The 25,284-nt window shown below is 55.3% G+C and carries 24 protein-coding genes and 1 tRNA gene; 23 read left to right on the top strand and 2 right to left on the bottom strand.

Going from position 1 to position 25,284, the window contains the following annotated elements; all coding sequences use genetic code 11:
• The first annotated feature begins 6 nt into the window (after window positions 1-6).
• From BLO51_RS18205 to BLO51_RS18125, 17 genes are all read left to right on the top strand, one after another.
• Window positions 7-1,212 (top strand): ATP phosphoribosyltransferase regulatory subunit, encoded by a 1,206-nt coding sequence (locus BLO51_RS18205; RefSeq protein ID WP_090674151.1) that lies wholly within the window; start codon window positions 7-9, stop codon window positions 1,210-1,212.
• Between the two features lie 13 nt (window positions 1,213-1,225).
• Window positions 1,226-1,867 carry an ATP phosphoribosyltransferase gene (hisG, locus tag BLO51_RS18200; RefSeq protein ID WP_090674149.1) on the top strand — a complete coding sequence of 214 codons (642 nt, stop codon included), beginning with the start codon at window positions 1,226-1,228 and terminating at the stop codon, window positions 1,865-1,867.
• Window positions 1,868-1,934: 67 nt separating this feature from the next.
• The gene (gene hisD / locus BLO51_RS18195) at window positions 1,935-3,224 is read left to right on the top strand and encodes a histidinol dehydrogenase (protein WP_090674147.1); all 1,290 of its coding nucleotides are present in this window, start codon (window positions 1,935-1,937) and stop codon (window positions 3,222-3,224) included.
• Entirely contained in the window at window positions 3,217-3,828 is a 612-nt protein-coding gene (hisB, locus tag BLO51_RS18190; protein WP_090674146.1) for an imidazoleglycerol-phosphate dehydratase HisB, read from the top strand. The genes hisD and hisB overlap by 8 nt, the downstream gene beginning before the upstream one ends.
• Before the next feature lie 3 nt (window positions 3,829-3,831).
• A complete protein-coding gene (gene hisH / locus BLO51_RS18185) occupies window positions 3,832-4,440 on the top strand; it encodes an imidazole glycerol phosphate synthase subunit HisH (RefSeq protein WP_090674144.1) in 609 nt (202 codons plus the stop codon).
• 83 nt (window positions 4,441-4,523) lie between these two features.
• A complete protein-coding gene (gene hisA, locus BLO51_RS18180; RefSeq protein WP_090674143.1) occupies window positions 4,524-5,252 on the top strand; it encodes a 1-(5-phosphoribosyl)-5-[(5-phosphoribosylamino)methylideneamino]imidazole-4-carboxamide isomerase in 729 nt (242 codons plus the stop codon).
• A 21-nt stretch (window positions 5,253-5,273) separates the two neighbouring features.
• A complete protein-coding gene (gene hisF, locus BLO51_RS18175) occupies window positions 5,274-6,032 on the top strand; it encodes an imidazole glycerol phosphate synthase subunit HisF (RefSeq protein WP_090674141.1) in 759 nt (252 codons plus the stop codon).
• A complete protein-coding gene (gene hisIE / locus BLO51_RS18170; protein ID WP_090674139.1) occupies window positions 6,029-6,712 on the top strand; it encodes a bifunctional phosphoribosyl-AMP cyclohydrolase/phosphoribosyl-ATP diphosphatase HisIE in 684 nt (227 codons plus the stop codon). Before hisF ends, hisIE begins: the two co-directional genes overlap by 4 nt.
• 67 nt (window positions 6,713-6,779) lie before the next feature.
• On the top strand, window positions 6,780-7,607 hold the full coding sequence (hisJ, locus tag BLO51_RS18165) for a histidinol-phosphatase HisJ (protein WP_090674138.1): 828 nt from the start codon (window positions 6,780-6,782) through the stop codon (window positions 7,605-7,607).
• A 112-nt stretch (window positions 7,608-7,719) separates the two neighbouring features.
• Window positions 7,720-8,670, top strand: a complete 951-nt coding sequence (locus tag BLO51_RS18160; protein WP_090674136.1) for a ribose-phosphate diphosphokinase — start codon at window positions 7,720-7,722, stop codon at window positions 8,668-8,670.
• A gap of 164 nt (window positions 8,671-8,834) precedes the next feature.
• Window positions 8,835-10,583, top strand: a complete 1,749-nt coding sequence (locus BLO51_RS18155) for a tetratricopeptide repeat protein (RefSeq protein ID WP_090674134.1) — start codon at window positions 8,835-8,837, stop codon at window positions 10,581-10,583.
• A 36-nt stretch (window positions 10,584-10,619) separates the two neighbouring features.
• On the top strand, window positions 10,620-11,567 hold the full coding sequence (gene trxB / locus BLO51_RS18150; RefSeq protein WP_090674133.1) for a thioredoxin-disulfide reductase: 948 nt from the start codon (window positions 10,620-10,622) through the stop codon (window positions 11,565-11,567).
• A gap of 488 nt (window positions 11,568-12,055) precedes the next feature.
• Window positions 12,056-13,006 carry an ROK family glucokinase gene (locus BLO51_RS18145; RefSeq protein WP_090674131.1) on the top strand — a complete coding sequence of 317 codons (951 nt, stop codon included), beginning with the start codon at window positions 12,056-12,058 and terminating at the stop codon, window positions 13,004-13,006.
• A 319-nt stretch (window positions 13,007-13,325) separates the two neighbouring features.
• Complete coding sequence (rapZ, locus tag BLO51_RS18140; RefSeq protein ID WP_090674130.1) at window positions 13,326-14,225, top strand: RNase adapter RapZ; 900 nt, start codon at window positions 13,326-13,328, stop codon at window positions 14,223-14,225.
• The gene (locus BLO51_RS18135; protein WP_090674128.1) at window positions 14,222-15,211 is read left to right on the top strand and encodes a gluconeogenesis factor YvcK family protein; all 990 of its coding nucleotides are present in this window, start codon (window positions 14,222-14,224) and stop codon (window positions 15,209-15,211) included. Before rapZ ends, BLO51_RS18135 begins: the two co-directional genes overlap by 4 nt.
• 5 nt (window positions 15,212-15,216) lie before the next feature.
• Complete coding sequence (gene whiA, locus BLO51_RS18130; RefSeq protein ID WP_090674126.1) at window positions 15,217-16,146, top strand: DNA-binding protein WhiA; 930 nt, start codon at window positions 15,217-15,219, stop codon at window positions 16,144-16,146.
• 256 nt (window positions 16,147-16,402) lie between these two features.
• Entirely contained in the window at window positions 16,403-16,672 is a 270-nt protein-coding gene (locus BLO51_RS18125) for an HPr family phosphocarrier protein (protein ID WP_010500412.1), read from the top strand.
• 192 nt (window positions 16,673-16,864) lie between these two features.
• On the opposite strand, the gene clpP is transcribed toward BLO51_RS18125, so the two are convergent.
• Complete coding sequence (clpP, locus tag BLO51_RS18120; RefSeq protein ID WP_090674124.1) at window positions 16,865-17,446, bottom strand: ATP-dependent Clp endopeptidase proteolytic subunit ClpP; 582 nt, start codon at window positions 17,444-17,446, stop codon at window positions 16,865-16,867.
• Between the two features lie 122 nt (window positions 17,447-17,568).
• A tRNA-Arg gene (locus tag BLO51_RS18115) sits at window positions 17,569-17,643 on the bottom strand.
• A gap of 307 nt (window positions 17,644-17,950) precedes the next feature.
• Between BLO51_RS18115 and BLO51_RS18110 the strand changes: the two genes are divergently transcribed.
• From BLO51_RS18110 to eno, 6 genes are all read left to right on the top strand, one after another.
• Window positions 17,951-18,979 (top strand): sugar-binding transcriptional regulator, encoded by a 1,029-nt coding sequence (locus tag BLO51_RS18110; RefSeq protein WP_090674123.1) that lies wholly within the window; start codon window positions 17,951-17,953, stop codon window positions 18,977-18,979.
• A gap of 99 nt (window positions 18,980-19,078) precedes the next feature.
• The gene (gene gap / locus BLO51_RS18105) at window positions 19,079-20,083 is read left to right on the top strand and encodes a type I glyceraldehyde-3-phosphate dehydrogenase (RefSeq protein ID WP_090674121.1); all 1,005 of its coding nucleotides are present in this window, start codon (window positions 19,079-19,081) and stop codon (window positions 20,081-20,083) included.
• Between the two features lie 264 nt (window positions 20,084-20,347).
• On the top strand, window positions 20,348-21,529 hold the full coding sequence (locus tag BLO51_RS18100) for a phosphoglycerate kinase (RefSeq protein ID WP_090674119.1): 1,182 nt from the start codon (window positions 20,348-20,350) through the stop codon (window positions 21,527-21,529).
• A 12-nt stretch (window positions 21,530-21,541) separates the two neighbouring features.
• Complete coding sequence (gene tpiA, locus BLO51_RS18095; RefSeq protein WP_090674118.1) at window positions 21,542-22,294, top strand: triose-phosphate isomerase; 753 nt, start codon at window positions 21,542-21,544, stop codon at window positions 22,292-22,294.
• A 1-nt stretch (window position 22,295) separates the two neighbouring features.
• Window positions 22,296-23,840, top strand: a complete 1,545-nt coding sequence (gene gpmI / locus BLO51_RS18090; RefSeq protein WP_090674116.1) for a 2,3-bisphosphoglycerate-independent phosphoglycerate mutase — start codon at window positions 22,296-22,298, stop codon at window positions 23,838-23,840.
• A 44-nt stretch (window positions 23,841-23,884) separates the two neighbouring features.
• Window positions 23,885-25,177, top strand: a complete 1,293-nt coding sequence (gene eno / locus BLO51_RS18085; RefSeq protein WP_090674114.1) for a phosphopyruvate hydratase — start codon at window positions 23,885-23,887, stop codon at window positions 25,175-25,177.
• Window positions 25,178-25,284 lie beyond the last annotated feature (107 nt).

The raw sequence follows: 25,284 nt of genomic DNA, 5'->3' as shown, positions 1-25,284 counted from the left end.
AAGACGGTGTCCAAACCGAAGGTGTTTGAAAAGCCAACAGGCGTAAAAGATTACCTCCCCGAAGCGGCGGCCAAGCTCCGCCGCATCGAATATAAAGTCATGCAGTGCATGGAGCGCTGGGGCTATAGAGAAATTATTACTCCTACTCTGGAGTATTACGATACCGTTGGGGTCGCCAGCTCGACGGAGGACAAAAAGCTGTTCAAGCTGCTGGACCGGAACGGTACGACGCTTGTGATGCGTTCCGATATGACGGCGCCGATCGCCCGGGTTGCTTCCTCGCTGCTCAAGGAGCATCCGTTTCCGCTGCGGCTCTCGTATCAAGCGAACGTATTTCGGGCGTTCGAAGCCGAGGCGGGACGGGATGCGGAGTTTTTCCAGACGGGCGTGGAGCTCATAGGCGATGCTTCCAGCGAAGCCGATGCCGAGGTAATCGCCTTGGCCATCGCTTGCTTGCAAGCAGCGGGTGTGCAGCAGTTCAAGATCGCCCTCGGCCATGTGGGCTTCCTCAACGGCTTGTTCCAAGAGATGCTGCAGCAACGTCAGGATGCACAGACCGCGCTGAAAGCGTGTCTGCTCAGCCGCGATCACGTCGGCTACCGGGAGACGATCAAGTCGCTTGGCCTTCCTCGCGAAGTGCAGCAGGAGTTGGAAGGCATTCTCCGGCTGCGCGGCGGGCGGGAAATCTGCAATCAGGCGCGGCAGGTGACAAAAGACCCCGTCGCACAGCATGCGATTGCGCATCTGTGCGAAATCTGGGACGTGCTGGAAGCGTATGGCGTCTGCGAGCATGTGCTGATCGATCTGACGATGATCGGCGATTTCTCGTACTATACGGGAATGACGTTCGAAGGCTACGCTGCGGATCTGGGCTTTCCCGTATGCAGCGGGGGACGGTACGACAACCTGCTGGCGCAGTTCGGGCGTCCGGCGCCGGCGACGGGTTTCGGGCTGAAGACGAACCGGATCTTGGAAGTGATCGGTAAAAGCAAAACGGAAGAAGCCCCGCAGCGTGTGCTGATCGTCTACAAGGAGCCTCATCGGGCCAAAGCGTTGGCTAAGGCAAGGGAGTACCGCTCGCGAGAAGGCTTTATTGCGGAGACGCGTCTTCTAGAAGACGGACAACAAGGACTGAATGTGGTACGGCAAGCAGACGGCGTGCTGCAAGTGCACGGCTCCCGCTATGGCGACATCATATCGTTTACGGAGTAAGGAGGGGTAGTGCATGCAGGACTTATTGAAGGTGGCAATGCCCAAAGGGCGTATTTATAAGCAGGCTTCCAAGCTGTTCCGCGAAGCGGGGCTCGCCATCCCCGAGGAGACGGACGATTCGCGCAAGCTGATTATTGCCGTGCCGGAGGCGCGGATGGAATTCATTATGGCGAAGCCGGTCGATGTGCCAACCTACGTCGAATACGGCGTGGCGGATATCGGCGTCGTCGGCAAAGACGTGCTGATGGAGGAGAACCGGGACGTATACGAGCTGCTGGATCTCGGAATTGCGCGCTGCCGCATGTCCGTCATCGGGCTGCCGGATTGGCAGCCGGTGCTCAACCCGCGGGTGGCGACGAAATATCCGAATGTGGCTTCGCAATATTTTCGGGAGCAAGGACAGCAGGTGGAGGTCATCAAGCTGAACGGCTCGATCGAGCTGGCCCCGCTGATCGGTCTGGCCGACCGGATCGTCGATATGGTGGAGACCGGCAGCACGATCCGGGAAAACGGGCTGGCCGAGCATGAGCAAATTTTTGCGATTACAAGCCGGCTCATTGCCAACCGCGTCAGCTACCGGATGAAAAACGACGCTATTCAGGCGCTCTGTGACCGGCTGCAGCCGGTCATTGCCGCTGTGACGGCAACGGTATAGCTTCATAGGCCGATTATATTGAAGGAAAGAGAAACAGAATTCGCATACATCAAAGGAGGCCGCGGTCATGAGAGTGATGCCCGCATCGGAATTTTCGCTGCAGCGTGAGGTCGAATACGGCACGCCCGAGCAAAACGAGAGTGTACAGCGCATCATCGAAGAGGTGCGCCGGAACGGGGATACCGCACTGCGCAAGTTCGCACAGCTGTTTGACGGGGTCAAAGTCGAGGAGCTGCGCGTTGCGCCGGAAGAGATTGAAGTCGCCTATACGCAGGTGGACGAGAGCTTCTTGGCGGCGCTGCGTGAAGCGGCGGCAAACGTGCGCCGCTTCCATGAGAAGCAAATGCGCAACTCGTGGATGGACCTGCAAGTCGACGGCAGCATTCTCGGCCAAGTGATCCGCCCGCTGCGTAGGGTCGGGCTGTATGTGCCCGGCGGCAAGGCGGCGTATCCGTCGTCGGTGCTGATGAACGCGATCCCGGCACAGGTTGCGGGCGTGCCCGAAATCGTGATGGTGACGCCTCCGGCTACGGCCGGGGTGGAGGGCATCAACCCGCATATTCTCGTTGCAGCCGCGGAAGCGGGCGTGCGCGAAATCTACCGCGTCGGCGGCGCGCAGGCGGTAGCTGCGCTGGCGTATGGGACGGAATCGATTCCGGCGGCGGACAAAATCGTCGGCCCCGGCAACATCTACGTCGCGCTGGCGAAGCGCAGCGTATTCGGCGCGGTGGACATCGACAGCATCGCCGGGCCGAGCGAGATCGTCGTTCTGGCGGACGAAACGGCGGACGCCGCCTATGTGGCGGCGGACCTGCTGTCGCAGGCCGAGCACGACGAGATGGCCTCGGCCATTCTCATCACGCCGTCGCAGGAGCTGGCTGAAGCGGTTCGCCTGGAGGTAGACCGCCAGTTAAGTGAACTGCCGCGCCGCGACATTGCCGCGCAATCGATTCGCGATTACGGCGCGATTTTGACCGTGGGCAACCTCGAGGAAGGCGTCCGCGCCGTGAACCGGCTGGCGCCGGAGCATTTAGAAATCATCGTGCGTGAGCCGTTCGATTATTTGAGCCGGATCGAGAATGCCGGGGCGATTTTCCTCGGGCCTTACAGCTCGGAGCCGGTGGGCGACTATTTTGCGGGACCGAACCACGTGCTGCCGACGAATGGCACGGCACGGTTCTCGTCGCCGCTGAACGTCGACGATTTTCTGAAAAAGTCGAGCGTCATCTATTACAGCAAGGAAGCGTTGCTGCGCGATGGGGAGAAGATTATAACGCTGGCCCGTCACGAAGGACTGGACGCGCATGCGCGGGCCATCGAAATTCGTTTGAAGAAAGAAGGGGACCAGCGTGGCTGAGCAAAACCAGCAAGGGGCCGGGCGACAGGCCGAAATCGCGCGTAAAACGAACGAGACGGACATCCGGCTCGCATTTAACGTGGACGGTACCGGCGTATCCGAGATCGAAACGGATGTGCCGTTCTTGAATCATATGCTCGATCTGTTCACAAAGCATGGACAGTTCGATTTGAAAGTGGACGCCAAAGGCGATGTCGATATCGACGATCATCATACGGTCGAGGATATCGGCATCTGCCTCGGACAGACGCTGCGCGAGGCGCTTGGCGACAAGAGGGGAATCAAGCGTTACGCGAACGTATTCATCCCGATGGACGAAGCGCTGGCACAGGTGGCGATCGATATCAGCAACCGGCCGCATCTGGAGTATCGGGCCCAATATCCGTCGGCGACGGTCGGCAGCTTTACGACGGAGCTGGTGCATGAATTTTTGTGGAAATTTGCGCTGGAGGCGCGGATTACGCTGCATGTCATCGTGCACTACGGGCATAACACGCACCATATGGTCGAAGCGGTATTCAAGGCGCTCGGACGGGCGCTCGACGAGGCGACGAGCATCGATCCCCGCGTACAGGGCGTGCCGTCGACGAAAGGGGTCCTGTAATCCATGATCGCCATCATCGATTACGGCATGGGCAACCTGCACAGCGTCGCTTCGGCGGTGGAACGGCTTGGCTACCGCGGCGTGATCGTTTCGGACGAGCAGGAGCTGCTTCAGGCGGAAGGAGCCATTCTTCCCGGCGTCGGGGCGTTCGGCGATGCGATGGACCACCTGCGCGAATCGAAGCTGGATGCGGCCGTGAAGCGTTATGCGGACAGCGGTAAGCCGCTGCTTGGCATCTGCTTGGGCTTGCAGCTCCTGTTTAGCCGCAGCGAGGAGCATGGTCTGCATGAGGGGCTGAACCTGCTGCCCGGAGACGTCGTCCGCTTCCGCGGCGATTACAAGGTGCCTCACATGGGGTGGAACAAACTCGAATTCCGGCAGGCAAGCCCGCTGTTTGAAGAGGTAGAAGAGGGGCATGTGTACTTCGTTCACTCGTTTCATGTGAAGCCGGAGCAGCCGGGTGATCTGCTGGCGGTAACGGATTACTATCAGCAGGTGACGGCCATCGTCGGCCGCAATAACGTATTTGGGATGCAATTTCACCCCGAAAAAAGCGGCAGCGTCGGCATGAAGCTGCTCGGCAATTTTCTTGCGCTGTGTACGCGTAAATAGACAGGCCGTGTGCTTGGCTCCGGCTCGCCGGGTTTCCAAACGGCCGGTGCGATTCATATTTTCAAGGTTGGAGGAACGTTTTCATGTCTTCATTCATCATTTATCCCGCTATCGACATTCGCGGGGGCAAGTGCGTGCGCTTGATCCAAGGAGATTACAATCAGGAAACCGTGTATAACGAAAATCCGCTGGAGGTCGCCAAAGCTTGGGAAGCGCAAGGAGCCAAATGGATTCATCTCGTCGATCTGGACGGAGCGAAGGCGGGCTATCCGGTCAACGACAAGCTGGTCGGCGATATCGCCAAAGCCGTTAACGTTCCGGTTCAGCTCGGAGGCGGCTTGCGCACGGAAGCGGACGTGGATCATATTTTATCGCTCGGCGTTTCGCGTATCATTCTCGGCACGGCGGCCATCGAAAACCGCGAGTTCGTCAACCGGGTGCTTCAGAAGCACGGGGACAAAGTCGCCATCGGCATCGATGCCCGGGACGGATATGTGGCGACCCGCGGCTGGCTGGAAACGTCCGCAGTCAAAGCGGATGAGCTTGCCGCAGAGCTGGCGAAGGAAGGCGCGAAAACGTTTATTTTTACGGATATTTCGCGCGACGGTATGATGGGCGGTCCGAACGTGGAAGCAATCGTCCATTTGGCGAAGGTATCGGGGCAGTCGGTGATCGCTTCCGGCGGCGTAAGCCGTTACGAGGATTTGGAGCGGCTGGCGAAGCATGCGGCGGACGGCGTAGGCGGCGCCATCGTCGGCAAGGCGCTGTACACCGGCAGCATCAAGCTGGAGGAAGCGCACGGACGGGTGTAAAGGCAGAAAGGAGGACGTCTTATGCTGGCCAAACGGATCATCCCTTGTCTTGACGTGAAGGACGGGCGGGTCGTCAAAGGAGTCAACTTTGTCAATTTGCGCGATGCCGGCGATCCGGTCGAGCTCGCATCGATCTACGATCGCGAAGGAGCCGACGAACTGGTGTTCCTGGACATCTCCGCCTCCCATGAGGGACGGGCGACGATGGTCAACGTCGTGCAGCAGACGGCTGGTCAAATCACGATTCCGTTCACGGTCGGCGGCGGAATCTCGAGCGTGGACGACATGAAACGGCTGCTGCGGGCGGGCGCGGACAAAATCGGGATCAACACGGCTGCGGTCCGCAATCCTCAGCTTGTATCCGACGGCGCGCGCCGCTTCGGCTCGCAGTGCATCGTCGTCGCGATCGATGCCCGGTACAATCCGGAGTGGAACGAATGGGAAGTGTTCACCCACGGCGGGCGGAACGGCACGGGCATCCGGGCGCTCGAATGGGCCAAGCGGATCGAAGACCTCGGCGCCGGTGAAATTTTGCTGACGAGTATGGATGCGGACGGCACGAAGGACGGGTTCGACCTGCGGCTCACGCGGGCGGTTTCGGAGCTCGTATCAATCCCGGTCATCGCCTCCGGCGGAGCGGGCAAGAAGGAGCACTTCTACGACGTGTTTGCGGAAGGCAAGGCGGACGCAGGACTGGCCGCTACCATTTTTCACTATAAAGAGATGACGATCGAAGAGGTTAAGGACGACCTCAGGCATAAAGGAGTGGAGGTCCGGTGAGCGGGCAAACGGTAGGAACCTTAGAGGAGTTAACGGCGGCGATCAAATGGGACGCGAACGGCCTCGTGCCGGCCATCGTGCAGGATGCGGCAAGCAAAGATGTGCTGATGATGGCCTATATGAACCGGGAGTCGCTGAAGCTAACGCTGGAATCGGACGAAACGTGGTTTTGGAGCCGTTCGCGCAGCGAGCTGTGGCATAAGGGCGCGACGTCCGGCCATGTGCAGAAGGTTAAGGCTTTGAAGTACGATTGCGACGGCGACACACTGCTGGTGCTTGTGGATCAAGCAGGGCCGGCTTGTCATACCGGCCGCTACAGCTGCTTCTACAACGAAATGAAGCTCGGAGCTTTGGCGGATGGCGGGGAAGCTGCGGCAGAATCGAAGTCTGCGGACCGTTTTGCCATGCTCGGCCGACTGGAGTCGGTGATCGCGCAGCGCGACGCGGAACGGCCGGAAGGCGCGTATACGACGTATCTGTTTGAAAAAGGCATCGATAAAATATTGAAAAAAGTCGGCGAGGAAACGGCCGAGGTCATCATTGCGGCGAAAAACCGCGACAACGACGAGCTGAGGTACGAAGCGAGCGACCTTATTTTCCACCTGATGGTGCTGCTGCGCGAAGCGAAGCTGCCGCTCGATGAGGTTATGCGCGAGCTGGACCGCCGACACAAAAAATAACGGCGGCGAAGAAGGGGCAGGCTGGTGACCATGCCGCCCTCCGTCGCCTAAAAGGAGAATTCGCTCGATGCGCATCGATTATCATACGCACCATGTGCGGTGCGGGCATGCGTCGGGAGAGCTGGAGGAGTACGTGCTGAAGGGCATTGAGATCGGACTGGACCAACTGGGGCTGTCCGATCACATGCCCTTGCTGCATGTGGACCCGGCTTCTTATTACCCGGGCATGGCTATGCCGATGGACGAACTGCCGAGCTATGTGGAAGAAGCGCTGCATTTGCAGCATAAATACAAAGATCAGATCGATATCCGGGTCGGACTCGAAGGCGATTATATCGAAGGCTATGAAGCGGAAATCGAGCGGATCATTAAAGCGTATCCGTGGGATTATGTGATCGGGTCCGTTCATTTTCTCGGGGAATGGGACATTACCGATTACCGGCAGACGGACGGCTGGAAGGAGCGGGACGCCTACGAGGTCTACGTGCAATATTACGACGCCGTTTGCAAAGCATGCCGGACCGGCTTCTACGACTACATCGGGCATATCGACGTGATCAAGCGGTTCGGCTTCAAACCGGAGCAGAGCGTGGAGCACTTGGAACGTCAGGCGCTGGACGCTGTTCGGGAGGCAGGTATGGCCATCGAGCTGAACGCATCGGGCTTGCGCATGCCGGTAGAGGAGATGTTCCCAAGCCTCCGTGTGCTGAAGCACGCCCGCGAGCTGGGAATTCCTGTGACACTAGGCTCGGACGCGCACCAGCCGGACCGGCTCGCTCAGTACCTTGACCAAGCGACCGCCCTGCTGCGGAAGGCAGGATTTAACGAATTAGCCACATTTAAAAGCAGGAAACGCGCCATGGTGCCTATTGGATTCGCTTCATTTCATGTATAATGGGGACGTGGGCATTTTAAATATTGTGTAAACCTGCCAACCGGAGCCTTTTTGAAAAGGTCCATTCAACGTCAAATGACCCATTGTAACATAAGCAAAAGCGGAGGTAACCATGTACAGCGACAAAATGAAGATTTTCTCGGGTTCGTCCAACCCGAAACTGGCGGAGCGCATATGCGAAGAGTTGAAAGCGCCGCTCGGCAAAATCAAGCTTTCCCGATTCAAGAGCGGGGAGATTTACTGTCTCTACGAAGAAAGCATTCGGAACTGCGACGTCTTTCTGGTGCAAACGTTCTCTCATCCGATCAACGAGAATTTCATGGAGCTTCTCGTCATGATGGATGCTGCCAAGCGGGCTTCAGCGAGAACGATCAACCTTGTCGTTCCTTACTATGGTTATTCCCGTCAAGAGCGCAAAGCCGCGCCTCGGGAACCGATCTCGGCCAAGCTGGTGGCGGACCTGCTGACGGCAGCGGGTGCGGACCGCGTCATCACGATTGATCTGCATGCCCCGGCGATTCAAGGCTTCTTCAACATCCCTGTGGACCATTTGACGGCGCTGGACTTGGTTAGCGATTACATTAAAAAGCTTAATATCCAAAACCCGATCATCGTCTCTCCGGATGCGGGACGCGCGACGACAGCCGAGAAGATGGCGAACATTCTCGATGCGCCGTTTGCGATGATGATCAAGAAAAGACCGGCTCACAACGAAGCGGTCATTACGCATGTTATCGGGGATGTAGCCGGCCGTACGCCGATCATCATTGAGGATCTGATCGATACCGGCTCGACCATCGTCAACGTCGTGGAAGGCCTGAAGGAACGCGGGGCTCACGACGCTTATGTCTGTGCGACGCACCCGGTATTCTCCGGCCCGGCCTTGCAGCGACTGGATCATCCGAACATTAAGGAAGTCGTCATTACGGATTCCATCGCCATTCCGGACAACCATCCCAGCCGATTCCGGGTGCTCTCGGTTGCCCATCTGCTTTCGGACGCGATCAATATCATCATATCCGGCGGTTCGCTTAGCTCGCTGTTCAAATACGGCGGCGTATAATAAATTATTACCACACGACTCCGGCTGTCGAAACCTTACGGTTTTGGGCCGGATTGTGTTATACTTAGGAATCATTATTACTCCGGCGATGTAGAAATGAAGCTCTGAAATGCACAGGCGGGTTTCTCATGTAATTCCGGACGGGTCACGGAGGTGCCTGAATTATGGAGAAGAAAAAACGTGTGCTGCCGAAACCCAGCACCAATGTCGTACCGATGAAAATGGACGCCACGTTCTTTTTCGAAAAAGCCGTTCAGTCCTTGGACCGTTATCATTACGATAAGGCATTGAAATATTTTCGTCGTGCGGCTGAGTACGAACCGGAAAACCCGGTCAATCACTGCAACTTGGCCGGGCTGCTGTCCGAGATGGGAAATTACGAGGAATCCAACCGCATTTTGCAGCACGTACTGGACCGGATCGATCCGACGATGACGGAATGTTACTTCTATATGGCGAACAATTTTGCTAACATGGAAAATTACGAATCAGCGGAAAAAGCGATTATTCATTACCTTGAGAACGATCTGACCGGACAGTTTCTGGAAGAGTCCGAGGAAATGATGGAACTGCTCAGCTACGAGCTGGACCGCCCTGCGAAGCTGTCGACGATCAAGAGCCGGGAAGGCTTGTTCGATCACGACCGGGCGCGCTCGATGCTGGAGGAAGGAAAGTTCTCCGAAGCGGTTCGACTTTTGGAAAATATCATCAGCAAGCATTCCGATTTTATGGCCGCGCGCAACAACTTGGCCTTGGCCTATTATTATATGGGGCATTTCGACAAGTCGGTCGACATGATCCGGCAGGTGCTGGAGATGGAGCCCGGCAATTTGCATGCGCTCTGCAACCTGGCAATCTTCTACCAGCATTTCGGTGACCGGGAGAGCTTGGCGGAACTGCTCGAAGTGCTGCGCAAAACGTACCCGTTTCATCAGGACCACGTCTTTAAGCTGGCCACAACGATGGGGATCTTAAGCGAGCATGAGAAAGCATTCCGTCTGTTCAAGCGGCTGTTGAAAACGGGCGAAGCGGGTCTGGATCCCTGCTTGTTCCACTACACAGCCGTAGCCGCTTACAATACGGGGCGGTACGAAGAAGCTCAGCGGCAGTGGAAGCAGGCGGAGAAATTCGATCCGGGCTCGGAAATCCCGAAGTTCTATCTGAATTTGCTGGATAAGCACCGGGAGGAAACGAGAAAGCCTCCGGTCAGCTATCACTACCATCTACCGTTCGAGGAACAATTTCGCGGGCTGGAACGCGCCGAGGGCGGGCTGCCGGAGCATATGAAGCGCGATCCGCTTGTCCGGTCGTCGTTCTTTTGGGCGCTGCGTCATGGAGATGGAGATACGAAGCTGCAGGTGATCCAAGCGTTCGGTCTGATTGCGGACGACGAAGTGAAGGATGCGCTCACGGAATTTATTATGCTGCCGGACGAGGACGACTATTTGAAGCAGGTGGCTATCTTCGTGCTGCGCAGCATCGGGATGAAAGAGCCGCTGAATGCCGTGCTGAACGGCAAGCCGACGACGGTCGAGCCTTCGCCGTTCTCCCCGGGGCTTCCGGTATGGGAAAGCAAGTGGCAGGCCATCATGGAAACGGCGCTGCGGCATATGGCCCAGCGTTACGATATGGTACAGCAGTACGATTTGCAGACGCTTTGGGTAGAATATTTATCGCGGGTGTTTCCGAATGTGCCCAAGATGACCAAGGTCGAAGGCTGGGCGGCTGCGCTTGAGTATTTGACGGCCAAGATGCACCGGCGTCCGATCAGTTATCACGAGGCGGCGCAGCGTTACGGGGTGTCGGTGGCGACGGTGAGCAAGAATGCGAAGCTGATCGACGAAGCTTGCGGTTTAAAAGAGAAAATGGACGCCATTTTCAAAAAATTGACCGGCATGGAGTCTCAATCTTAATATAGAGATCAAGAAGAAACGACAGGAGGAATCTCTATGTACAAATCGATCGTAATCGGAACCGGCCCGGCAGGACTCACGGCTGCCATTTATTTGGCCCGCGCCAACCTGAACCCGCTCGTCATCGAAGGACCGGAACCGGGCGGACAGTTGACGACGACCACCGAAGTCGAGAACTTCCCGGGGTTCCCGGAAGGAATCATGGGCCCGGAGCTCATGGACAACATGCGGAAGCAAGCGGAGCGTTTCGGCGCCGAGTTCAAAACGGGCTGGGTCAACAAGGTCGATCTTTCCAAGCGTCCGTTCAAGCTGAATGTGGAAGGCCTCGGCGATATTGAAGCCGAATCGCTCATCATCTCGACCGGCGCTTCGGCGAAGCTGCTCGGCATTACGAACGAGAAGGAAAGCATCGGCCGCGGCGTCAGCACTTGCGCTACGTGCGACGGATTCTTCTTCCGCGGCAAGAAGATCATTGTTGTGGGCGGCGGGGACTCGGCGATGGAGGAAGCGGGCTTCCTGACGCGTTTTGCGACGGAAGTGCGCATCGTGCACCGTAGAAACGAACTGCGTGCCTCCAAAATCATGCAGGATCGCGCGCGTCAAAACGAGAAAATTACATGGAGCCTGAACCTCACACCTCTGGAAGTCATGTCCGGCGAAAAGGGCGTGACTGGCTTGAAGGTGAAAAACAACGAGACCGGTGAAGAGGAATTGATCGAAACGGCCGGGATCTTTGTGTCGATCGGTCACAAACCGAACACGGACTTCCTCGGCGGGCAAATCGTCACGGACGAAGTCGGTTACATTTTGGTCAAGCCGGGTACGTCCCTGACCAACGTCGAAGGCGTCTTTGCCTGCGGCGACGTGCAGGACAGCAAATACCGCCAGGCGATTACGGCGGCCGGCAGCGGCTGTATGGCGGCGCTCGACTGCGAGAAGTTCCTGGAAGGGCATATGGTGCATGACTGGAGCAAGTCCCTGTAACAACGCCATATAGGCGTGGAACCCTGCGTTCTGCGCCTTTTTCATGCTTATAAGAAAAGCTTCTTATCGAAGTCTATTCATGGATGAGCGACCGCGGTTTAGCGGAAGTTTTTCTTGTGATATAGAATTTGTTCAGCTTTGCTGAAAATTTATAAATTCTATATCGTTAAGAAAAGCTTCTTATCGAAGCCATTTCGAGGAAGATACATTCGTGTTTTAGTGGAAGCTTTTCTTGCGATATAGAATTCAATCAGCTCCGCTGATAACTTATAAATTCTATATCTAAAAAAATTACGTTCCGTCTTAAGCTTCTCGGGGCGCTCTTCCGTGATTAAGCGGCTGGAAAGCGGTCATTGACACTTTCTCGACACACTCTCGGAGGAGTCTCCGGCTTCCCCTTGGCTAATCTTGACCTTCTAGGGAGGTTGGCTTATAGTTGGAACAGGAGCTTATAGATAACGGATAGGGTACGAGGTGATTCGACAGGTATGGGAGAACGTGTTTATGTAGGAGTCGATTTGGGAGGAACCGCGATTAAAGTCGGATTGTGCGACGAGCAGGGGAAACTGCTGCAAACGTACGAGGGCCCGACCGGTACCGAACATGGCGCAGAGGTAGTGCTGGAAAATATCGCGCAGTATGTGCGTAAGCTGGTTGACGAATCTCCATACGAATGGGAGCAGGTCGCCGGCATCGGTGCGGGAATCGCCGGGTTCATGGACATTCCCGAAGGCTTCATCAAGCTGTCGCCCAACCTGGGCTGGCGCAACGTGCCGGTCAAGAAGATTATGGAAGAGAAGCTTGGCAAAACGGTCAAAATCGATAACGACGCCAACGTCGCAGCGCTCGGGGAAGCATGGAGCGGTGCAGGCGCGGGCATTCCGAATGTCGTCTGCTATACGCTAGGCACAGGAGTAGGCGGCGGGGTCATTATCCACGGCCGTATCTACCAGGGCTACAACGGCATGGCCGGCGAACTCGGCCACATGGTTGTTGTGCCGGACCTCGAAGCCATCGAATGCGGTTGCGGAAAGAAAGGCTGTCTGGAGACCGTATCGTCGGCAACAGGCATCATCCGCATGGCCAAAGAAGCTGTGGAGCGGGGCGAGCATACGTCTCTGGCGCTTGTCGAGAACATCATGGCGAAAGACGTGTTTGACGCGGCCAAAACGGGCGATGAAACAGCGCTGCGGATCATTAACCGCGCCGCTCTGTATCTCGGCAAATCGATGGCGGCGATTTCCGTCGTTCTGAACCCGCAGCGTTTTATCGTGGGAGGCGGCGTATCCAAGGCAGGCGACATCCTGTTCGATGCGATCCGCAAGTACTACAACGAGCATGCTCAGGAAACGGCCAAAGAAGGCGTGGACATCGTCCCTGCCGTTCTCGGCAACGATGCCGGCGTCGTCGGCGCAGCGGGCCTCAACCTGCACAGCTAGACGCAGGCGACGGACCTGCAGCACGGCTCATGAAGCCTGCGCATCGGTCTGGAAACCGCTGAAGTTTGGAAACCCGGGCCGGATTTTCACGTATAAACAACCGGCGCGACAAATTGCAAAGCGCCAACAGATATATATAGCGAAGGTCGGGTCTGCGTAAGCAGCAGGAAAGATACCGGAGAGTTTACGTGGTCCCTTTTAAATCATGTTCCGACCATTTTATTATTATTCCAGGAACACGATTTGAACAGGACCCGGAGGTACTTTCCTGCTGCGACAGCGAAAAGACCCGAACGGAGCGTCCTCAGGAGGAGCAGCCATGGAAGAAATGCAAACCCTCGGAAAGCTGGTCATCATTACGGGCATGTCCGGAGCCGGCAAGACGATTGCGGTGCAGAGCTTGGAAGACTTGGGCTTTTTTTGCGTGGATAACCTTCCTCCGGTGTTGATTCCCAAATTTGCCGAGCTGATCGAGCAGTCCAAAGGCCGGATCGGTAAAGTTGCGCTGGTCATCGACCTGCGGGGAAGAGAGTTTTTCACTTCGCTGTCCGAATCGCTGCGCTACTTGAGCGAGAACTACACGCTAACACACGAGATTTTGTTCCTTGACGCGATGGATGCGACGCTTGTGCAGCGTTATAAAGAAAGCCGGCGCAAGCACCCGCTGGCTCCGACGGGCGCCCCGCTGGAAGGGATTCATCAGGAGCGTAAGCTGCTGGAGGAGCTCAAAGGTCTGGCAACACAGGTGATCGATACATCCAACCTGAAGCCGGCGCAGCTGAAGGAAAAAATCATATCCCGGTTCACCAGTCTCGAAAACAGCGGCATTTCGATCAACGTCATCTCGTTCGGTTTTAAGTACGGCATTCCGATCGACGCTGATCTTATTTTTGACGTCCGCTTTTTGCCGAATCCGCATTATGTGGATAATCTGCGTCCCAACACCGGGCAAGACCCGGATGTGTACGATTATGTCATGAAGTGGACCGAAACGCAGGAGTTTCTCGCGAAGCTGCTCGACATGCTCTACTTTCTCGTTCCCCAATACAAGAAAGAAGGCAAAAGCCAGATCGTTATTGGCATCGGCTGTACGGGTGGAAAGCACCGTTCGGTGGCGATTGCCGAATATCTCGGTAAAATGATGGGCAATAGCGAAACGGAAGTCGTTCGGGTCAGCCACCGCGATTCCGAACGCGACCGGGTTGAGGTGAAGAAATGACGTTTGACCGGGAGAGGGAAACGTACATTCCGCGCATCGTCGTGATCGGCGGGGGGACCGGGCTGTCGGTCATGCTCCGGGGGCTAAAGCATAAACCTGTGGACATTACGGCGGTCGTCACCGTAGCCGATGACGGAGGAAGCTCGGGCATCTTGCGGTCGGAGCTGGAAATGATCCCGCCGGGCGATATCCGCAACGTCTTGTCTGCGCTGGCGGACGTAGAGCCGCTGCTCGGTCAGCTGCTCGATTACCGTTTTGATAAAGGGAACGGATTGGCAGGCCACAGTTTGGGTAACCTAATGTTGGCAGCCATGTGCGACATCACCGGTGATTTCGTCACCGGCGTGCGCGAGTTAAGCCGGGTGCTGGCCGTGCGGGGACGCGTTCTCCCGGCTTCCGATCACTCGATCGTGCTGCGGGCGCTTATGGAAGACGGCTCGATCGTCGAAGGCGAGTCCAATATCCCGAAGGCAAGAGGCATTATACGCCGGGTGTCGATCGAACCGAAAGACGTTCGGGCGCTCCCGGAGGCGCTGGAGGCGCTGCGGGAGGCGGACGCGATTCTGGTCGGTCCGGGAAGCTTGTATACAAGCATTTTGCCCAATCTGCTGGTGCCGGAAATCGCGAAAACGATCGTCGAGTCGAATGCACTCAAAATTTTTATTTGCAACGTGATGACGCAGCCGGGCGAAACCGACGATTATAAGGTCAGCGACCATCTCAAAGCAGTGCGCGACCACATCGGCAGCGACCTGTTCGATTACGTGATTGTGAACGATGGGGACATCCCGGAGCAGGTGCAGAGCAAGTATGCCGAGCAGGGGGCCAAGATCGTACCGCTTGATTTAGACGAAGTGACCAAGCAGGGCTATAAGGTCATTGCCGATCAACTCGTTCTGTTCCGGACTTATCTGCGTCATGACGCCGAGAAGCTGAGTCAACATATTTATCAACTGGTGGAGAGCTGGATGTTCAAGAAGAGGTGATTCCCATGTCCTTCGCCGCCCAGACGAAAAAAGAACTGACCATGATGGAGTCGGATCGCTGCTGCGAGAAAGCCGAGCTATCCGCTCTTATCCGCATGAACGGGGCTGTGCAGTTGACCAGCCAGAAGATCGTGCTCGATATTTCGACGGAAAACGCCGCAATTGCAAGACGCATTTATTCGCTGCTCAAAAAATCGTTCAAGGTGCATACCGAGCTGCTCGTCCGCAAAAAAATGCGGCTCAAAAAAAACAACGTGTATATCGTGCGCGTGCCGAATCAAGTGCAGGACCTGCTGTCGGAGCTGCATATCGTCTCCGAAGGGTTTTTGTTCACCCCCGGCATCGAGCCGGATATCATTAAACGCAGCTGCTGCAAGCGCGCTTATTTGCGCGGGGCGTTCCTTGCGGGCGGCTCCGTGAACAATCCGGAGGGGACGTCGTACCATCTGGAGATTTATTCGATGTACGAGGAGCACTGTCAGGCTCTGGTACGGCTGGCCAATGAGTTCGATTTGAACGCCAGATGCATCGAGCGGAAAAAGGGCTTCGTCCTGTACATCAAAGAAGGCGAGAGGATCATCGAGTTTCTAAGCCTGATCGGCGCTCACCAAGCGCTTCTCCGGTTCGAGGACGTCCGGATTATGAAGGATATGCGCAATTCCGTCAACCGTCTGGTCAACTGCGAAACCGCCAATCTGAACAAAACGATCGGCGCCGCCGTCCGGCAGATCGACAACATCCGGCTGCTGCAGAAGGAAGTGGGGCTCGACAACCTGCCCGACAAGCTTCGGGAAGTGGCAGAGATCCGGCTGATGCATCCGGATATGAACCTTAAAGAGGTCGGCGATCTGCTGAAAGGCAAAGTAAGCAAATCCGGGGTGAACCACCGGCTGCGCAAGATCGATGAAATGGCTGAAAAGCTGCGGAAATCGTGAGTAGATTCGGCCAATTATAGATTTTTTGTGTAAATTTGCAATAATTCTAGTGTAAATTGCCGAAAAATGATATAATGTTTGAAAAATCGTTTGTTTAAATCGGTTTCGGATAGACTATCCTCCAGATTGCACATCCATGCCGAAATCGTTGGTAAATCGTTTGTCTAGTCCTGCAGGACGATGGTTTCGTTTACGCTGAGGGCGTTACGCCCTTCCTTATTTTAGGAATTCAAAGATTGTAGGGGGTATTGGTTGCATGTCGAGACGCCCAGTTGTCGTCAAGTTGAAAACAGGCCTTCACGCCAGACCGGCAGCGCTTTTCGTACAGGAAGCGAATAAGTTTTCTTCAGAGATTTTTGTGGAGAAGGACGAGAAGAAGGTCAACGCCAAAAGTATCATGGGCATTATGAGTTTGGCCATCAGCACAGGAACCGAAGTTCACATAAGTGCAGAAGGTTCGGACGCCGAACAGGCTGTAAACGCTTTAGTCACATTGGTCAGCAAGGAAGAGCTGGAAAACCAATAAACCGCCACAGGGCTTCCGATCCGGAAGCTTTTTTCTTTGCGGCGTTCCCTTATTTTGTCGCATATGATACTCGCGAATAAAGTGAAACCTTTTTTGGGCAATTCGTTGCATGAAAAAAGCCCGGCCATTCGCACGGAGGCATACAAAGATGCGTCGTGGAATGGCCGGGCTTTTCGTGCTGACCGGATCAGGTTATACGCGTTCGATAACTTTGTCGATCAAGCCGTAGTTTTTTGCTTCCTCTGCGGACATGAAGTTGTCGCGGTCGGTGTCTTTCTCGATGCGCTCGATCGATTGGCCCGTACGCTCAGCGAGAATCGTGTTCAGCTTGTCGCGCGTTTTCAGGATACGCTTCGCGCGGATCTCGATATCGCTGGCTTGGCCTTCGGCTCCGCCGAGCGGCTGGTGAATCATAACCTCGCTGTTCGGCAGCGCCAAGCGTTTACCTTTCGCTCCCGCGGTGAGCAGGAAGGCGCCCATTGATGCCGCCATGCCGACACAGATCGTGGACACGTCCGGTTTGATGAATTGCATCGTGTCATAGATCGCCATCCCCGACGTAATGGAGCCGCCAGGGCTATTGATATACAAGCTGATGTCTTTATCCGGATCGGTTGCGGCCAGGAATAGCATTTGGGCAATAATCGAATTGGCTACAACATCGTTGACCGGACTTCCGAGAAAAATAATCCGGTCCTTGAGCAGACGCGAATAGATGTCATAAGCGCGTTCTCCTCTTGCATCCGGTTCGACGACCATTGGAATAAAACTCATGGGCTGCAGCCTCCTTTTATATTCAAACTATAACCATCATATACGAAAAACAAACAAAGGTCAAGAAAGGTCAAACTAAAGAAATAAAAAAATCAGTTTTGTTAAAACTGACTGTGTGTGAATGGCGCGCCCGCAAGGAATCGAACCTTGATCTCAGGCTCCGGAGGCCTACGTCATATCCATTGGACCACGGGCGCATATTTAATTTGGTGTGCTGTATTTCATAAGTGACAGCAAAAATTATTATAAGCTATAAACCCAAGAAAAGCAACCCTTTGGCGATAAAAAAAATTTCCATACCTAAATTGCCGCAAGAATAGCGGTTGCGGACGGTTAACGGAATGTCGAACGGTGACGAAGGCACTTGATGTGAGAAGAAGAATGGGTTATAATGGGGACACTAAGTGAAACAACTTAGTACTTTTTTTAGAGTATGTGGGACTTAAAATGCAGCACTGGGACAAAAAAAGTCCAACAAAGCTGCGATCTTAAGCAGGTGAATCCATGAGAGAAATCCTCGACATTCAAAAGCAGCTTTTGCCCGATCTGGTTGACACCATGAAGAAGCGATATACGATCCTGCATCACATCATGATATCCGGTTTGGTGGGCCGTCGGACGCTGGCGCTGTCGGTGGGAACGACGGAGCGGGTGCTCCGCGCGGAAGTGGATTTTCTGAAGGAGCAGGGCTTGATCGAAGTCGAAGCTTCCGGCATGCGGATCAGTGGAGCGGGCAGAGAGCTGTTGGAACGGCTTGAACCGGTTGTTAAAGACTTGTTCGGTCTGACCGAGCTGGAAGAACGCATACGTTCGCACTTCGGCTTGAAGCAGGTGATCATCGTCCCAGGTGATTCGGACGTTTCGCCTCATACGAAGAAAGAGCTTGGCCGTGCTGGCGCCTCCGTCTTGCGGAAGCTGGTCGGCGAGGACGAAACCATTGCCGTAACCGGCGGCTCTACGATGGCTGAAGTGGCCTATCATTTGACGCCGGCGACTCCGATGAAGGGCTGCTGGTTTGTACCGGCCCGCGGCGGACTAGGGGAAAGCGTCGAGCTTCAGGCGAACACGATCGCTTCGACGATGGCGAAGAAAGCGGGCGCCCGTTACCGGCTGCTGCACGTGCCGGACCATCTCGGCGAGGAAGCCTACCAATCGCTGATGCAGGACAGCCACATTGCAGAGATCATCGCCTTCATCCGCGGCGCGCGGATTGTCGTTCACGGCATCGGAGAAGCTATGGTAATGGCCAGACGGCGCAAGGTGGACCCGGAGACGACCGAAAGCCTGCGGCATGACGGCGCGCTTGCGGAAGCGCTCGGGTACTATTTTGACCGGGACGGAAACATTTTGCACAAAATGCCGACTATCGGGCTGCGCATCGAAGACATTCACAACATGGACCATGTGATCGGAATTGCCGGAGGCAAAAGCAAGGGCGCGTCAATCGCTTCGGTATTGAAACACGGTCATGAGGACGTGCTGGTCACCGATGAGGCGGCTGCTTTGGAAGTTGTCAATCGCTTGCTATCTTGACGGGCTCTGCCTGTCTTGACATATCGCTGCCGCGGTCGTAATTCTACGAAACCTTGCCGGGAGCAGCGGAAACCAAATCATTTCTAGGAGGCTTTCAACATGGTAAAAGTTGGTATTAACGGTTTTGGACGTATCGGTCGTAACGTATTCCGCGCAGCACTTGGAAATCCTGAGGTGGAAATCGTTGCTATCAACGACTTGACGGATGTAAAAACGTTGGCTCACCTGCTCAAGTACGACACGACTCACGGTCGTCTGAACGCTACGGTGGAAGCTACCGAAGGCGCGCTCATCGTGAACGGCAAAACCATTAAAGTGTTCGCCGAGCGCAATCCGGAAAACCTGCCTTGGGCTGCAAACGGCGTTGAAATCGTCATTGAATCCACAGGGATCTTTACCGCAAAAGAGAAAGCCGAGCTTCACCTGAAAGGCGGAGCGAAGAAAGTTATCATCTCTGCACCTGCAACGAACGAAGATATTACGATCGTTATGGGCGTTAACGAAGATAAATACGATCCTGCACAACATACGATCATCTCCAACGCATCCTGCACAACGAACTGCTTGGCTCCTTTCGCCAAAGTGATTAACGATAAATTTGGTATCGTTAAAGGCATGATGACGACGGTTCACTCCTACACGAACGACCAGCAAGTGCTCGACCTGCCGCATAAAGACCTGCGCCGTGCTCGTGCAGCCGCTGAAAACATCATTCCTTCAACGACGGGCGCTGCGAAAGCCGTTTCCCTCGTTCTGCCGGAGCTGAAAGGCAAGCTGAACGGTATGGCGATGCGCGTTCCTACGCCGAACGTATCGGTTACGGACCTCGTTGTTGAGCTGAGCAAAAACGTAACGGTCGACGAAGTCAACGGCGCTCTGAAAGAAGCTGCTAACGGCCCGTTGAAAGGCATCCTGAACTATTCCGAAGAGCCGCTCGTATCCAGCGACTACAACGGTGATCCGGCTTCTTCCACCATCGACGCGCTGTCCACGATGGTTGTCGGCGACAACATGGTGAAAGTGGTATCCTGGTATGACAACGAGTGGGGCTACTCCAACCGTGTCATCGATCTGGTAAGCTTTATCGCGAAAAAAGGTCTGTAATGGTAAAATTGTGGTGATGTTCTGAAAACCTGCTTGAAAGACAGCTCGCTTTTCGTACGCAATGGGATGTGTCTCCGGGTTCTGTTGAACTTTCGTTTCTTTTAACCATATTTGATAGGATGAAACGAAAATTCAAAGGAATCGCGCTCTACGACACACCTCATTTGCGCTCGCGCGAGCTGCCTTTCAATAGTGGAAACAGGCACATTCCCACAATTTTTGTATATGGGTAGGAAAAGACAAAACCGCTGGGAGGCATGGAAGATGAATAAGAAAAGCGTTCGTGACGTAGAAGTTAGCGGTAAGCGCGTATTTGTCCGGGTCGATTTCAACGTGCCGCTGGAGAACGGGAAAATTACCGACGATACGCGGATTCGCGAAACGCTGCCAACGATCAAGTATTTGACGGATCGTGGAGCGAAAGTCATTCTGGCCAGCCATTTGGGTCGTCCGAAGGGACAAGTCGTCGAAGACATGCGGCTGACTCCGGCTGCGGCACGCTTGTCCGAGCTGCTCGGCAAGCCGGTTGCGAAGGCGGACGAAGCGATTGGCGACGCGGTCAAAGCGCAAATTGCCAAGCTGAACGACGGCGACGTGCTGCTGCTTGAGAACGTGCGCTTCTACGCGGGCGAAGAGAAGAACGATCCGGAGCTGGCGAAAGCTTTTGCCGAATTGGCGGATCTGTACGTCAACGACGCATTCGGCGCCGCGCACCGGGCTCATGCTTCCACGGAAGGCATCGCGCATCATCTGCCGGCCGTATCCGGATTGCTGATGGAAAAAGAACTCGACGTTCTCGGCAAAGCGCTCAACAAACCGGATCGTCCGTTCACCGCGATTGTCGGCGGAGCGAAGGTCAAAGACAAAATCGCCGTCATCGAGAAGCTGATCGAGATTGCAGACAACATCATCATCGGCGGCGGGCTGTCCTACACCTTCTTCAAAGCGAAAGGCCACGAGATCGGCAAGTCCCTTGTGGACAACGACCGTCTGGAGCTGGTGCAGGAATTCGAGCGCAAAGCGAAGGAAAAAGGCGTGAACTTCCTGCTGCCGGTTGACGTTGTCGTCGGTGACGATTTCAGCGCTTCGGCGAATACGAAAATTGTAGATGTCGACCAAATTCCAGCGGATTGGGAAGGCTTCGACATCGGACCGAAAACCCGCGAGCTGTTTGCCAAAACGATTGCGGAATCCAAGCTGATCGTATGGAACGGACCGATGGGCGTATTCGAATTGAAGCCGTTCGAAGACGGAACGAAAGCGGTAGCGGAAGCTTGCGCGGCGACGGCCGGCTATACGATCATCGGCGGCGGCGACTCGGCGGCAGCTGTGGAGAAATTCCATCTCGGCGACAAAATGGATCACATCTCTACTGGCGGCGGAGCTTCTCTTGAATTTATGGAAGGCAAGGCGCTTCCAGGCGTCGTGGCTTTGAACGATAAGTAGGAGGCGGGGCATATGCGCAAACCAATCATTGCAGGCAACTGGAAAATGTTCAAAACGGTAGGGGAATCGCTGGCCTTCGTCAGCGAGGTGAAGGGCAAGGCGGAAGCAGCGGGCGTCGAGAGCGTCATTTGCGCGCCGTTCACGAACCTTCCGGCCTTGGTAGAAGCGGTGAAGGGCACGACGCTGAAGGTCGGCGCTCAAAACCTGCATTTCGAAGACAACGGCGCATTTACGGGCGAGATCAGCGGCGTGATGCTGAAAGATCTCGGCGTAGAGTACGTGATCATCGGGCACTCCGAGCGCCGGGCTTATTTTGCCGAAACGGACGAAACGGTGAACAAAAAAGTGCATGCGGCGTTCAAGCACGGTTTGACTCCGATCGTATGCGTCGGCGAGAAGTTGGAAGAGCGCGAAGCGGGCCAAACGAAAAACGTATGCAAAGTGCAGACCGAAGCGGCGTTTGCCGGCTTGAGCGCGGAGCAAGCGGCGGAAGTCGTCATCGCTTATGAGCCGATCTGGGCGATCGGAACGGGCAAATCGTCGACTGCGGCGGACGCTCAAGACGTGATCGGATACATCCGCGAGCTGGTTGCCGGTTTGTATGGAGCCGAGACGGCAGCGGCGGTACGGATTCAATACGGTGGTAGCGTGAAGCCGAACAATATCGCCGAGTACATGTCGCAGCCGGACATCGACGGCGCACTGGTAGGGGGCGCGAGTCTGGAGCCGGCATCCTACATCGATTTGATCAAGGGAGCTGAATAAGATGGCCAGACCGAAACCGGTAGCACTGATCATTTTGGACGGCTTCGGCCTTCGTAACGACACGCAGGGCAATGCGGTAGCGCAGGCGAACAAGCCGAATTACGACCGGTATTGGAACCAGTTTCCCCATACGACGCTGACTGCTTGCGGCGAAGCGGTCGGGCTGCCGGAAGGGCAGATGGGCAACTCCGAAGTTGGCCATTTGAACATCGGCGCCGGACGAACCGTGTATCAGGACTTGACGCGGATTTCCAAGTCGATTCACGAAGGCGAGTTTTTCGAGAACGAAACGATACTCGGCACTGTACGCCATGCCCGCGAGCACAGCAAGAAGCTTCATTTGTACGGTCTGCTGTCCGACGGCGGCGTACATAGTCATATCGCACACCTGTTCGCATTGCTGGAAGTGTGTAAGAAGGAAGACTTTCCTGAAGTCTACATTCACGCGTTCCTTGATGGCCGCGATGTCGCGCCGGACAGCGCTGTGAACTATATAGAGCAGCTGCAAAACAAAATTGCGGAGCTCGGCGTCGGCCACATCGCTACGGTGCAAGGACGTTACTATGCGATGGACCGCGACAAGCGCTGGGAGCGTACGGAGAAGTCGTACCGCGCGATGGTATACGGGGAAGGACCAGCCTTCGAGGACCCGATGAACGCCGTCAAGGAATCGTACTCCCGTTCCGTATACGACGAGTTCGTCATGCCGACAGTCATCGTGAAGAAGGACGGCACGCCTGTCGGTCTGGTAGATTCCGGCGATTCGGTCGTGTTCTTCAACTTCCGGCCGGACCGGGCCATCCAGCTGTCGCAAGTATTTACGAACAGCGACTTCCGCGGCTTCGACCGCGGGGACAAGTGCCCGAAGGATTTGTACTATGTTTGCCTGACGCTCTTCAGCGAAACCGTGGGCGGTTACGTTGCGTATAAACCAAAGAATCTGGACAATACGCTCGGCGAGGTGCTGGTGCAGAACAACCTGAAGCAGCTCCGCATTGCCGAGACGGAAAAGTACCCGCACGTCACATTCTTCTTCAGTGGCGGCCGCGACGTTGAGCTCCCGGGCGAAACGCGTATTCTCATCAGCTCCCCGAAGGTTGCGACGTATGACCTGAAGCCGGAGATGAGCGCTTACGAGGTAGCGGAGGCGGCGGTGAAGGAGATTGAGGCCGAGCGTCAGGACGTCATCATTCTAAACTTTGCCAACCCTGACATGGTCGGACACTCCGGTCTGCTGGAGCCGACGATCAAGGCGATCGAAGCGACGGACGAGTGCCTCGGCAAAGTCGTCGACGCCATTCTGGCGAAGGGCGGGGTCGCACTGATTACGGCTGACCACGGCAACGCCGATATTGTGACGAATCCGGACGGTTCGCGCAATACCGCGCATACGACGAATCCGGTCCCTTTCATTATGACCGATAGTCATGTTACACTAAGAACCGATAGTATTTTGGCGGATATCGCCCCGACGATGCTTGAGCTTCTGGGCTTGACGCAGCCGGCGGAAATGACCGGTAAATCGATCGTTGCAACACGCGGTTAACCCTTGTGCAAATGGATTAAAAAAAGAGAAGGAGTGTTCTAGCAATGACTGTAATCTCCAATGTATACGCTCGTGAAGTGCTTGATTCCCGCGGGAATCCGACCGTTGAAGTGGAAGTGTATCTGGAATCCGGAGCGCGCGGCCGCGCTATCGTTCCATCCGGCGCATCGACCGGCGCTTACGAAGCCGTAGAGCTTCGCGACGGCGACAAAGGCCGTTACCTCGGTAAAGGCGTATTGAAAGCTGTAGAGAACGTCAACGACGTGATCGCACCGGAAATCATTGGCATGAACGCCCTCGATCAAGTCGGCATCGACAAGCGTATGATCGAGCTGGACGGCACGCCGAACAAAGCGAAGCTAGGCGCGAACGCAATTCTTGCCGTATCCATGGCGGTAGCCCGCGCAGCGGCTGAAGCGCTGGATATTCCGCTGTACGTATACCTCGGCGGGTTCAACTCCAAGACGCTTCCGGTTCCGATGATGAACATCATCAACGGCGGCGCACATGCGGACAACAATGTGGACGTGCAGGAGTTTATGGTATTGCCGGTGGGCGCTCCGACCTTCAAAGAAGCGCTGCGTACGGGCACAGAAATTTTCCACAGCTTGAAAAACGTATTGAAAGAGCAAGGCTTGAACACGGCGGTAGGCGACGAGGGCGGCTTTGCTCCGAACCTGAGCTCCAACGAAGCGGCGATTCAAACGATCATCACGGCGATCGAGCGCGCAGGCTACAAGCCGGGCGTCGACGTATTCTTGGGAATGGACGTAGCTTCCACCGAGTTCTTCAAAGACGGCAAATATCATCTTGAAGGCGAAGGCAAGTCGTTCACTTCCGCCGAGTTTGTAGACTTCCTCGCTTCCTGGGTAGATAAATACCCGATCATCACGATCGAAGACGGTTGCTCCGAAGACGATTGGGAAGGCTGGAAGCTGCTCACTGAGAAGCTTGGCGACAAAGTGCAACTCGTCGGCGACGACTTGTTCGTAACGAACACGAACCGTCTGTCCCATGGCATCGAGCAAAATATCGGCAATTCCATCCTCGTCAAAGTGAACCAAATCGGTTCCTTGACCGAGACGTTCGACGCGATCGAAATGGCAAAACGCGCCGGCTATACAGCGGTGATTTCCCACCGTTCCGGTGAAAGCGAAGACAGCACGATCGCCGATATCGCCGTGGCTACGAACGCAGGCCAAATTAAAACCGGTGCACCTTCCCGTACCGACCGCGTGGCGAAGTACAACCAATTGCTCCGCATTGAGGATCAACTGGCAAGCGTCGCTCAATACGCAGGCAAATCTGCATTTTATAACTTGAAAAACTTCAAATAAGTTTGCAGTTGTAAAGTACAGGGTTTAATAATAAAATAGGTTTGAATTGCTTTCGACAACCGGAGTTGGAGATCCGTATGTCTGCCGGAACATAGCACTGCAGGCAG

Source organism: Paenibacillus tianmuensis (assembly GCF_900100345.1).
Taxonomy (GTDB): Bacteria; Bacillota; Bacilli; order Paenibacillales; family NBRC-103111; genus Paenibacillus_G; species Paenibacillus_G tianmuensis.
Note: the sequence above shows the minus strand (reverse complement) of the source record. Positions and strands in the feature narration are given on the sequence as shown.